We start from the raw sequence: 10,603 nt of genomic DNA on the forward strand, positions 1-10,603 counted from the left end.
CAACCCGCGTGACTTCAAGGCGCCGGTGGCGTCATTCGAGGACCGGGAAGCCGCCAGCACGCTCACCGTCAAATGGTGCGGTCAGTTCCACCGCTGCGCCATCGATCACTCGCCGCTTGACGTGGTGGCTTGGCACGGCAACTACGCGCCCTACAAATACGACCTGCGCGCCTATTGCCCGGTCGGCGCGATCCTGTTCGACCACCCCGACCCGTCGATCATCACCGTGCTCACCGCGCCTTCTGGCCAGCCCGGCACCGCCAATATCGACTTCGTCCTGTTCCGCGAACGCTGGATGGTCGCCGAAGACACCTTCCGCCCGCCGTGGTATCACAAGAACATCATGTCCGAGCTGATGGGCAATATCTACGGCCAGTACGACGCCAAGCCGCAGGGTTTTGTCCCCGGCGGCATGAGCCTGCACAACATGATGCTGCCGCACGGGCCCGACAAGACCGCCTTCGAAGGCGCCTCCAACGCCAACCTCGGCCCGGACAAGCTCGACAACACCATGTCCTTCATGTTCGAGACCCGCTTCCCGCAGCACCTCACAGGTTTTGCCGCCAACGACGCCCCGTTGCAGGACGACTACATCGACTGCTGGTCGGATCTCGAAAAGAAGTTCGACGGCACCGCCGGCAAGAAATGACACAGCGGTGCGTGACATCACGCACCCTAGCCCCAACTCGTAGGGTGCGTGCCTGCACGCACCGTTCATCAAAGGAAACCAGATGCCCCTGATGAAATCCTGGGTGACCTCGGCCAATGACGCGGCCCACCCCTTCCCCCTGAACAACCTGCCTTACGGCGTGTTCTCCACCGCCGGCACCGAAGAGCGCTGCGGCGTCGCCATCGGCGACATGATCCTTGACCTCTATGCCGCCGAAGAGGCCGGCCTGGTCGCGGTCTCGGACTCCCCGGTCTTCGACGTGCCCTACTGGAACGACTTCATGGATCTCGGCTCCGAAGCATGGAAGGCCCTGCGCGCCCGGCTGATCGAGATCCTCGCCGAGGGCAGCGCCGACCGGGCCGCCGCCGAAGCCTGCCTGGTGCCGATGGCCGAGGCGACGCTGCACATGCCCGTCGCGGTCAGCGAATACACCGATTTCTACGCCGGCCGCCACCACGCCTTCAACGTCGGCACCATGTTCCGCGGCCCGGAAAACGCCCTGCCGCCGAACTGGCTGCACATCCCCATCGGCTACAATGGCCGCGCCTCCTCGGTCTATGTTTCGGGCACCGAGGTGCGCCGCCCCTGGGGCCAGCTCAAGGGGCCCAATGATGAGATGCCCCGCTGGGCCCCCAGCGCCCGCTTCGACATCGAACTGGAAATGGGCGCCATCGTCGGCACCGCCTCTGACCGCCCGATCACCGTTCAGGAGGCCGACGACAACATCTTTGGCTACGTGCTCTTGAACGACTGGTCGGCGCGCGACATCCAGGCCTGGGAATACCAGCCGCTGGGCCCGTTCCAGGCCAAGGCCACCGCCACCTCGATCAGCCCCTGGATCGTCACCAAGGCGGCGCTCGAGCCGTTCCGCTGTGACACGCCCGAACGCGAGTTCGAGCTGCTCGACCACATCAAGGACTGCGGCCCGATGCTCTATGACATCGACCTCGAAGTGACCCTGGCCCCGGAAGGCAAACCCGCCACCACCATCGCCCGCACCAACTACAACGAGATGTATTACTCGGCCGCCCAGCAGCTGGCGCATCACAGCACCGCCGGCTCGCCGATGAACGTCGGTGATCTCCTGGGCTCGGGCACCATCTCGGGGCCGGAAAAGCAAAACCGCGGCTCGCTGCTCGAGCTCAGCTGGGGCGGCAAGGAGCCGCTCACCCTCGACACCGGCGAAGCCCGCAGCTTCATCGCCGACGGTGACACGCTGACCCTGATCGGCAATGCCCGCGGCGATGGCTTCACCATCGGCTTCGGAGATTGCGTGGGCACCCTGCTGCCGGCTCTCGAAGACCCCTACGCACGTTGACCCCGAGGGGGGCGAGAAATCACGCCCCCTCCCCCCATCCCGTCGGGTGCGTGCCTGCACGCTCCGCACCCCAAGCAAGGAAACCGCATCATGGCCAAAGCATTCGCATCCCAGGGCGACATGACCGAAAAAAAAATCACCTTCGACGAGATCGGTGACGGGCTCTATGCCTTCACCGCCGAGGGCGACCCCAACTCCGGCGTCATCATCGGCGACGAGTCGGTGATGATCGTCGAGGCCCAGGCCACCCCGCGCCTGGCACAGAAAGTCATCGACTGCGTGCGCAGCGTCACCGACAAGCCGATCTCCCATGTGGTGCTGACCCATTATCACGCCGTGCGCGTGCTCGGCGCCTCGGCCTTCGGCGCAAGCCAGATCATCATGTCCGACAAGGCCCGCGCCATGGTGGTCGAACGCGGCCAGGAAGACTGGGACAGCGAATTCCAACGCTTCCCGCGCCTCTTCGAAGGCCATGAGAGCATCCCCGGCCTGACCTGGCCCACCACCACATTCTCGGATGCGATGACCGTCTACCTCGGCAACCGCCGCGTCGACATCAAGCAGATCGGCCGCGCCCATACCGCCGGCGACGCGGTGATCCACGTGCCGGACCAGAATGTCATGTTCACCGGCGACATCGTCGAGGACCACTCGGCCTGCTACTGCGGCGACGGCCACTTCGGCGACTGGGGCCGGACCCTGGACAATATCGCCGCCTATGACGTCGATGCCATCGCCCCCGGCCGTGGCGGCGCGCTGATCGGCAAAGAGGCCGTGGCCCGCGCCATCGCCAGCACCCGCGATTTCGTCGACAGCACCTACGCCCCGGCCGCCAGGGTCGCCGCCCGTGGCGGCTCGCTGAAACAAGCCTGGGACGCGGTGCGCGCCGAATGCGATCCGAAATTCGCCGATTACGCGATCTACGAACACTGCCTGCCCTTCAACGTCGCCCGCGCCTATGACGAGGCGCGCGGCATCGACACCCCCCGCATCTGGACCGCCGAGCGCGATCTCGACATGTGGGCCCAGCTGCAGGGCTGATCACCCCCTTCCCCCGGCGGGGCGCAACGCGGCTTTCTCTTGCTGCAAATATCCCCGCCGGAGGCCTCAAATCACGACAGCCGCGCGCTGCCCCCTGGCGCGCGGACAGGAAAGATACGCGCAGACGAAACTTTCATTCGGGAGGAGACCCAATGAACAAGATCTTCGAAATCCCGCTCTACGCCTATGCGCGCAGCGCGGATCAGGACGCCGCCACACCGGCGCGCCACCGGGTGGTGGTGGTCGGCGCCGGGCCGATCGGGCTCGGCGCGGCCATCGACCTCGCCCAGCAGGGCATCGAGGTGCTGGTGCTGGATGACAACGACAAGGTCAGCTTCGGCAGCCGCGCCGTCTGCTATGCCAAGCGGCCGCTCGAGATCCTCGACCGCCTCGGCTGCGGCAAGCCGATGGTCGACAAGGGCGTCGAATGGAACATCGGCAAGGTGTTCTTCGACGAACGCCAGGTCTATCAGTTCGACCTGTTGCCCGAGGACGGCCACGAGTTCCCGGCCTTCATCAACCTGCAACAGTATTATTTCGAAGAATACATGGTGAACCGGGTCCGCGAATTGCAGCAGGCCGGCGCGCCGATCGAAATCCGTGGCCGCAACAGGGTGCTGAAGGTGGAGGAGAAGGGCGACCATGCCGCCATTCTCGTCGACACCCCCGAGGGCCAGTACGGCCTCGAAGCCGACTGGCTGATCGCCTGCGACGGCGCCACCTCGCCGATCCGCGCCATGATGGGGCTGGATTTCGTCGGCCGCGTCTTCGAAGACAACTTCCTGATCGCCGATGTGGTGATGGAGGCCGAGTTCCCCACCGAACGCTGGTTCTGGTTCGACCCGCCCTTCAACCGGGGCCAGTCGGCGCTGTTGCACAAACAGCCCGATGGCGTCTGGCGCATCGATCTGCAGCTTGGCTGGGACATCGACAAGGAAGAAGAAAAGAAACCCGAAAACGTCATCCCGCGCCTCAAGGCGATGCTCGGCGACGAGGTTGAGTTCGAACTGGAATGGGTCTCGATCTACACCTTCCAGTGCCGCCGCATGGAAACCTTCCGCAAGGGCCGGGTGCTGTTCGCCGGCGACGCCGCGCATCAGGTTTCGCCCTTCGGCGCCCGCGGCGCCAATTCCGGCCTGCAGGACACCGACAACCTGGTCTGGAAACTGAAGCTGATCCTCGACGGCACCGCCGACGAGGCGCTGCTCGACTCCTACGACTTCGAGCGTATCCACGGCGCCGACGAGAACATCCTCAACTCCTCGCGGTCGACCGATTTCATCACCCCGAAATCGGAAATCTCGCGGGTCTTGCGCGACGCGGTTCTCGACCTGTCCGAGCAATATGAATTCGCCCGCCCGCTGGTCAATTCGGGCCGCCTCTCGGTGCCCTGCACCTATGACGGCTCGCCGCTGAACTCGGCCGATGCCCTCGACGGCCCGGCCCGCAGCCGCCCAGGCAGCCCCTGCCCCGACCTGCCCCTGGGCGATGGCTATCTGCTGCCCAGGCTGGGCGACAGGTTCACCTTGCTCACCATCAACGCCGAGGCCCCCGACGAGATCGAGGAAAGCGGCATCACCGTGACCCGTCTGGCGCTCAGCACCGCCGACGATCCGACCGGCATGCTGCAAGCGCGCTATCTCGGCGACGCGCCCTCGGGCGTCTACCTGATCCGCCCCGACCAGCATGTCGCGGCCCGCCGCCCCGCCTATGACGACACCCAGATCCGCGCGGCCATCCGCCGTGCCATCGGCAAGGAGCAATAAGATGTCGGACCAAACCCTGACCCTGACCCCGAACATCCCCGGCGCGGATGACTTCTACGCCGAGCTTCTGGCCGCCCACGAAGGACTCGACAAGGCCGCCAGCGACGCGCTCAACGCGCGGCTGGTGCTGATCCTGGCCAACCATATCGGAGACCGCGCAATCCTCTCGCAGGCGCTGGCCGCCGCCGCGCCCAACCAAAAGGACTGATCCCATGAAAATCGAACAAATCCACCACGTCGCCTATCGCTGCAAGGACGCCAAGGAAACCGTCGAATGGTACGGCAAGATGCTGAACATGGACTTTGTCCTCGCCATCGCCGAAGACCATGTGCCCTCGACCCACGAGCCCGACCCCTACATGCATCTGTTCCTCGATGCCGGCAATGGCAACGTGCTGGCCTTCTTCGAACTGCCGACCAAGCCGGAAATGGGCCGTGACCCCAACACCCCGATCTGGGTGCAACATATCGCCTTCAAGGTGAAGGACCGCGCCACGCTGATCGAATTCAAAGAGCATCTCGAAGCCAATGGCGTCGAGGTTCTGGGCGTCACCGACCATTCGATCTTCCATTCGATCTATTTCTTCGACCCCAATGGCCACCGCGTCGAACTGGCCTGCCCGGACCCCGAGGAAGAGGCGCTGCTGGCGCGCATGGACGAAGTCAAATGGGACATGCTGGAGGAATGGAGCCGCACCAAGAAGGCACCGCAGCATGCCAACTGGCTGCACGCCAAAGAGCTCAACAAGGACCTATAATTTAGTTAACTTGGCAAGCTTCATGCGTTACACTCCCCCATCCGGCCCCGCGGGGCCGGGTGGAAGCCGAGCAGGGCAGGCGATATGACCGAAACCATCCTCTACGATTACTGGCGCTCCTCGGCCAGCTACCGTCTGCGCATTGCCCTCAACCTCGCGGGCATCGCCTATCGCAGGGTGCCGGTCGATCTGGTCGCGGGCGCGCATAAGGCGCCGGCGCATCTGGCCCGCAACCCGCAAGGCTTGGTGCCGGTGCTCGAGATCGACGGTCAGCGGTTCACCCAGTCGCTGGCGATCCTCGACTATCTCGACCAGACCCGGCAGCTGGGCCTGCTGCCCGCCGATCCGGTCGCGGCGGCCAAGCAGCGGGCGCTGGCGCATTCGCTGGCGGTCGATGTGCACCCGGTCTGCAACCTCGGCGTCGCCGGGCATGTCGCCGACCTGATGCCGGATCACCCCGAGGCCCGCGCCGACTGGATGCGGCATTTCATTGCCCCCGGCCTGCGCGCCTTCGAGGCGCTGCTGGCGCAAAGCCCGCCGGCCCCTTTCTGTGGCGGCGCCGCGCCGGGCCTTGCCGATCTCTGCCTGATCCCGCAGCTCTACAATGCCCGCCGCTGGAACGTCGATGTCTCGGATTGCCCGCGCATCGCTGCCGTCGAAACCGCCTGCGCCGCGCATCCGGCCTTTGCCGCCGCCCGCCCCGAAGCGGTGAAACCCGCCTGAGCGGCGCACGCCTTACAATCGCCACTGCCCTTTCAGTTGCAGCTGTCCGCCCCGGCGCCCTCGCCCCCGGGCGGCGTCGGTCGTGGCCGGACGCTGCGCCATTAAGTTACAAAAACGCCCGCAATACTGAATTTGTGTAACACTTTTACTTGCAACGAATCGCAAACCGACTTATCCCGACCATACGGTCGGCTAATTTCACCGACGCAAGCAACAAGGGCGACATCCATGGACGCATTCATCTGCGACGCAACCCGCACCCCGATCGGACGTTACGGCGGCGCGCTGTCTTCGATCCGCACCGACGATCTGGCGGCCTTGCCGATCGCGGCGCTGATGGCCCGCAACCCGGATGTCGACTGGGCCTCGATCGACGACGTGATCTATGGCGACGCCAACCAGGCCGGCGAAGACAACCGCAATGTGGCGCGCATGGCGGCGCTGCTGGCCGGCCTGCCGGTGGAGGTGCCGGGCAGCACCGTCAACCGGCTCTGCGCCAGCGGCATGGACGCGGTGGGCATGGTGGCGCGCGGCATCCGGGCCGGCGACTACGACATGGCCATCGCCGGCGGCGTCGAAAGCATGAGCCGCGCCCCCTTCGTGATGCCCAAGGCGACCAGCGCCTTCTCGCGCGCCAATGCGGTCTATGACACCACCATCGGCTGGCGCTTTGTCAACAGGAAGATGCAGGCGCAATACGGCACCGATTCGATGCCCGAGACCGCCGACAACGTGGCCGAGGATTACGGCATCGGCCGCGCCGATCAGGACGCCTTTGCCGCCCGCAGCCAGGCCCGCTGGGCCGCCGCGCAGGAGGCCGGGATCTTCAAGGACGAGATCACCCCGGTCCAGGTGCCGCAGCGCAGGGGCGACCCCCTTGTCGTCGACAGCGACGAACACCCCCGCCCCGGCACCAGCGCCGAGAAGCTTTCGGGCCTCAAGGGCGTGAACGGAGCCGACAAGACCGTGACCGCCGGCAACGCCTCGGGCGTCAACGACGGCGCCGCCGCGATCCTGATGGCCAACGAGGCCGCCGCCGCCAAGAACGGCCTTACACCGATGGCCCGCGTCGTCGGCATGGCCGCCGCCGGGGTCGCGCCGCGCGTCATGGGCATCGGCCCGGTGCCCGCCACCCAGAAGGTGCTGGCCCGCGCCGGGCTCGGCATCGAGCAGATGGATGTGATAGAATTGAACGAGGCCTTTGCCAGCCAGGGGCTTGCCAGCCTGCGCGCGCTCGGGGTGGCCGATGACGCCGCCCATGTGAACCCCAACGGCGGCGCCATTGCCATCGGGCATCCGCTGGGCATGACCGGCACCCGGCTGGTGCTGACCGCCGCCTATCAATTGCAACGCACCGGCGGGCGCTATGCGCTTTGCACCATGTGCGTCGGAGTCGGACAGGGCGCCGCCCTGATCCTTGAACGTGTCTGATCGGGAGGAGAGACCGATATGTATGCACAGATGATCAAGACCGCGTCCAAGGGCGTCAAATCCCGCGAGGAGATGACGGACCAGGAACGCGCGTTTCAGGACAAGATCGACAATGACATCAAGATCGAACCGCGCGACTGGATGCCGGATGACTACCGCCGCACCCTGATCCGCCAGATCGGTCAGCACGCCCATTCGGAAGTGGTCGGCCAGCTGCCCGAGGGCAACTGGATCACCCGCGCCCCGACGCTCGAGCGCAAGGCGATCCTCTTGGCCAAGGTGCAGGACGAGGCGGGCCATGGGCTCTATCTCTATTCCGCCGCCGAGACCCTGGGCGAAAGCCGCGACGAGCTGGTGCGCCTGTTGCACGAAGGCCGGATGAAATATTCGTCGATCTTCAACTACCCGACCCTGAACTGGGCCGACATCGGCGCCGTGGGCTGGCTGGTGGATGGCGCCGCCATCGTCAACCAGGTGGCGCTGCAACGCACTTCCTATGGCCCCTACAGCCGCGCCATGATCCGCATCTGCAAGGAAGAAAGCTTCCACGCCCGCCAGGGCTATCACGCGATCATGAAAATGGCCTTCGGCACGCCGGAACAGAAGAAGATGGCGCAGGACGCGGTGAACCGCCTGTGGTTCCCGGCGATCATGATGTTCGGCCCCACGGACGCGGAATCGACCAATTCGGATCAGTCGATGGCCTGGAAGATCAAGGTCAAGTCCAACGACGAGCTGCGCCAGCAGTTTATCGACCAGACCGTGCCGCAGATCGAATACCTCGGCCTCGACCTGCCCGACCCGGGCATCAAATGGAACGAGGAACGCGGCCACTATGATTATTCGGACCCCGACTGGTCGGAATTCTTCAATGTCATCAAGGGCAACGGCCCTTGCAACGTCGACCGTCTCCAGAACCGGGTCAAGGCCTGGGAAGACGGGCAATGGGTGCGTGACGGGCTGATGGCCCACGCCAGGAAAAAAGCCGCCAAAGTGGCGGCAGAGTGAACCTCGAGGAGGATTGAGATCATGAAAAACGAATGGCCCCTCTGGGAGATTTTCATCCGCGGTCAGCATGGCATGAGCCACCGCCATGTCGGCAGCCTGCACGCCCCCGACGCCGAAATGGCGATCAAGAACGCCCGCGACGTCTATACCCGCCGCAACGAGGGCGTGTCGATCTGGGTGGTCGAAGCCAAACACATCAGCGCCACCGCGCCGGGCGACAAGGGCCCGCTGTTCGAACCTTCGGAGTCCAAGGTCTATCGTCACCCGACCTTTTTCGACATCCCCGAAGAAGTGGGGAACATGTGATGACCGTCGACAAGCAACATCTCCTGCAGTTCCTGTTGCGCCAGGGCGACAACACCCTGGTGCTGGGGCACCGGGTCTCGGAATGGTGCGGCCACTCGCCCATTCTCGAAGAGGACATCGCGCTCGCCAACACCGCGCTGGATCTGATCGGCCAGACCCAGATGTGGCTGGGGTACGCCGCCGAAGTGCAGGGCGAAGGCAAAACCGCCGACGACCTCGCCTTCCTGCGCGATGCCTGGGATTTCCGCAACGTGCTGATGGTCGAGCTGCCCAACGGCGATTTCGGCCGCACCCTGCTGCGCCAGTTCCTGTTCGACGCCTTTCAGTCGGTGCTGATGGGCCGGCTGATGCAATCCAGCGACCCGCAGATCGCGGCGATCGCGGCCAAGGCCTCGAAAGAGGTCGCCTATCACGCCGAACGCTCGGCCGACACGGTGGTCGGGCTCGGTGACGGCACCGAGGAAAGCCATGCCCGCATGCAGACGGCGCTGGACTACCTGTGGCCCTATGTCGGCGAGATGTTCGAAAGCGACGCGGTCGACGCGGTGCTGGCCGAGGCCGGGATCGCGCCCGACCCTGCCAGTTTGCGGGCCGATTACGATGCGCTGGTCACCCGGGTTCTGAGTGACGCCACGCTGACCATTCCCGGCAGCAGCTTCAGCCACAAGGGCGGGCGCACCGGCTACATGCACACCGAGCATCTGGGCCATCTTCTGACCTCGATGCAATGGCTGCAACGCGCCTATCCCGGCAGCGAATGGTGATTTGACGCGGCCCCGTGTCCCGGCCTCAACGCCGGGACTTCAGGCAACAGTTCGAGACCCCGGGTCGGGCCCGGGACGGGAAAGGTTTGGATCATGACGACACCAAGTGTGAAACAGGTCTGGGACTGGCTCGGGACCATCCCCGACCCCGAGATCCCGGTGATTACCCTCGTCGATCTCGGCATCATCCGGAACGTGGAATTCCACGGCGAAACCTGCGTGGTCTCGGTCACGCCGACCTATTCCGGCTGCCCGGCCACCTCGATGATCAACATGGACATCGAAACCAAGCTGCGTGATTGCGGCCTCGACAAGATCGAACTGAAACAGCAGCTGGCCCCCGCATGGACCACCGACTGGATGTCCGACAAGGCCCGCGCCGCTCTGGAAAAATACGGGATCGCGCCGCCGCAACCGGCGGGCGGCCCCAAACGCTGCCCCCGCTGTGGTGGCAACCATCTCGAGAAGCTGAGCCAGTTCGGCTCGACCCCGTGCAAGGCCCAGTGGCGGTGTACCGACTGCCTCGAGCCTTTCGAATATTTCAAGTGCATCTGAGGGAGGAGCCCCATGGCACGTTTTCACGATCTGGAAGTCACCGACATCCACAAGACCATCCGCGACGCCGTCGTCGTGACCCTGAAGCCCGCCAATGGCGCCGCTGACGACTTCGACTTCATCCAGGGCCAGTACCTGACCTTCCGCCGCGATTTCGACGGTGAAGAGCTGCGCCGCTCCTATTCGATCTGCGCCGGCAGGAACGAGGGCATTCTTCAGGTCGGCATCAAGCGGGTCGAGGGCGGCGCCTTCTCGACCTGGGC

The 10,603-nt window shown here is 65.1% G+C and carries 13 protein-coding genes; all 13 read left to right on the plus strand.

What is annotated here, in order from left to right:
* The coding region (locus tag ABZD10_RS09415; RefSeq protein WP_372886049.1) for a homogentisate 1,2-dioxygenase domain-containing protein at positions 1-649 on the plus strand (649 nt) is incomplete at its 5' end.
* A gap of 82 nt (positions 650-731) precedes the next feature.
* Positions 732-1,988: a fumarylacetoacetase gene (fahA, locus tag ABZD10_RS09420; RefSeq protein WP_372886050.1), complete on the plus strand. Its 1,257-nt coding sequence runs from the start codon at positions 732-734 to the stop codon at positions 1,986-1,988.
* A 90-nt stretch (positions 1,989-2,078) separates the two neighbouring features.
* On the plus strand, positions 2,079-3,029 hold the full coding sequence (locus tag ABZD10_RS09425) for an MBL fold metallo-hydrolase (RefSeq protein WP_372886052.1): 951 nt from the start codon (positions 2,079-2,081) through the stop codon (positions 3,027-3,029).
* A gap of 152 nt (positions 3,030-3,181) precedes the next feature.
* Positions 3,182-4,795: an FAD-dependent oxidoreductase gene (locus ABZD10_RS09430; protein WP_372886053.1), complete on the plus strand. Its 1,614-nt coding sequence runs from the start codon at positions 3,182-3,184 to the stop codon at positions 4,793-4,795.
* 1 nt (position 4,796) lies between these two features.
* A complete protein-coding gene (locus tag ABZD10_RS09435) occupies positions 4,797-5,003 on the plus strand; it encodes a DUF2783 domain-containing protein (protein ID WP_372886054.1) in 207 nt (68 codons plus the stop codon).
* A 4-nt stretch (positions 5,004-5,007) separates the two neighbouring features.
* Positions 5,008-5,553 carry a VOC family protein gene (locus ABZD10_RS09440; RefSeq protein ID WP_372886055.1) on the plus strand — a complete coding sequence of 182 codons (546 nt, stop codon included), beginning with the start codon at positions 5,008-5,010 and terminating at the stop codon, positions 5,551-5,553.
* Between the two features lie 84 nt (positions 5,554-5,637).
* Positions 5,638-6,276 carry a maleylacetoacetate isomerase gene (gene maiA, locus ABZD10_RS09445; RefSeq protein WP_372886057.1) on the plus strand — a complete coding sequence of 213 codons (639 nt, stop codon included), beginning with the start codon at positions 5,638-5,640 and terminating at the stop codon, positions 6,274-6,276.
* Between the two features lie 228 nt (positions 6,277-6,504).
* Complete coding sequence (pcaF, locus tag ABZD10_RS09450) at positions 6,505-7,707, plus strand: 3-oxoadipyl-CoA thiolase (RefSeq protein WP_372886058.1); 1,203 nt, start codon at positions 6,505-6,507, stop codon at positions 7,705-7,707.
* Between the two features lie 18 nt (positions 7,708-7,725).
* On the plus strand, positions 7,726-8,715 hold the full coding sequence (gene paaA, locus ABZD10_RS09455) for a 1,2-phenylacetyl-CoA epoxidase subunit PaaA (RefSeq protein WP_372886059.1): 990 nt from the start codon (positions 7,726-7,728) through the stop codon (positions 8,713-8,715).
* Between the two features lie 21 nt (positions 8,716-8,736).
* Complete coding sequence (gene paaB, locus ABZD10_RS09460) at positions 8,737-9,021, plus strand: 1,2-phenylacetyl-CoA epoxidase subunit PaaB (protein WP_372886060.1); 285 nt, start codon at positions 8,737-8,739, stop codon at positions 9,019-9,021.
* Positions 9,021-9,785 (plus strand): 1,2-phenylacetyl-CoA epoxidase subunit PaaC, encoded by a 765-nt coding sequence (gene paaC, locus ABZD10_RS09465; RefSeq protein WP_372886061.1) that lies wholly within the window; start codon positions 9,021-9,023, stop codon positions 9,783-9,785. The genes paaB and paaC overlap by 1 nt, the downstream gene beginning before the upstream one ends.
* 93 nt (positions 9,786-9,878) lie before the next feature.
* A complete protein-coding gene (gene paaD / locus ABZD10_RS09470) occupies positions 9,879-10,340 on the plus strand; it encodes a 1,2-phenylacetyl-CoA epoxidase subunit PaaD (protein WP_372886062.1) in 462 nt (153 codons plus the stop codon).
* 12 nt (positions 10,341-10,352) lie between these two features.
* A partial coding sequence (locus ABZD10_RS09475; protein WP_372886063.1) for an FAD-binding oxidoreductase occupies positions 10,353-10,603 on the plus strand: 251 nt, incomplete at its 3' end.

The sequence above is a fragment of the Shimia sp. genome, assembly GCF_041624275.1.
In the GTDB taxonomy this organism is placed as follows: Bacteria; Pseudomonadota; Alphaproteobacteria; order Rhodobacterales; family Rhodobacteraceae; genus Shimia.

Excerpts from the sequence above, each read along its gene's own strand:
- fahA (WP_372886050.1), top strand. The coding sequence starts at position 732 with ATGCCCCTGATGAAATCCTGGGTGACCTCGGCCAATGACGCGGCCCAC.
- ABZD10_RS09425 (WP_372886052.1), top strand. The coding sequence starts at position 2,079 with ATGGCCAAAGCATTCGCATCCCAGGGCGACATGACCGAAAAAAAAATC.
- ABZD10_RS09430 (WP_372886053.1), top strand. The coding sequence starts at position 3,182 with ATGAACAAGATCTTCGAAATCCCGCTCTACGCCTATGCGCGCAGCGCG.
- ABZD10_RS09435 (WP_372886054.1), top strand. The coding sequence starts at position 4,797 with ATGTCGGACCAAACCCTGACCCTGACCCCGAACATCCCCGGCGCGGAT.
- ABZD10_RS09440 (WP_372886055.1), top strand. The coding sequence starts at position 5,008 with ATGAAAATCGAACAAATCCACCACGTCGCCTATCGCTGCAAGGACGCC.
- maiA (WP_372886057.1), top strand. The coding sequence starts at position 5,638 with ATGACCGAAACCATCCTCTACGATTACTGGCGCTCCTCGGCCAGCTAC.
- pcaF (WP_372886058.1), top strand. The coding sequence starts at position 6,505 with ATGGACGCATTCATCTGCGACGCAACCCGCACCCCGATCGGACGTTAC.
- paaA (WP_372886059.1), top strand. The coding sequence starts at position 7,726 with ATGTATGCACAGATGATCAAGACCGCGTCCAAGGGCGTCAAATCCCGC.
- paaB (WP_372886060.1), top strand. The coding sequence starts at position 8,737 with ATGAAAAACGAATGGCCCCTCTGGGAGATTTTCATCCGCGGTCAGCAT.
- paaC (WP_372886061.1), top strand. The coding sequence starts at position 9,021 with ATGACCGTCGACAAGCAACATCTCCTGCAGTTCCTGTTGCGCCAGGGC.
- paaD (WP_372886062.1), top strand. The coding sequence starts at position 9,879 with ATGACGACACCAAGTGTGAAACAGGTCTGGGACTGGCTCGGGACCATC.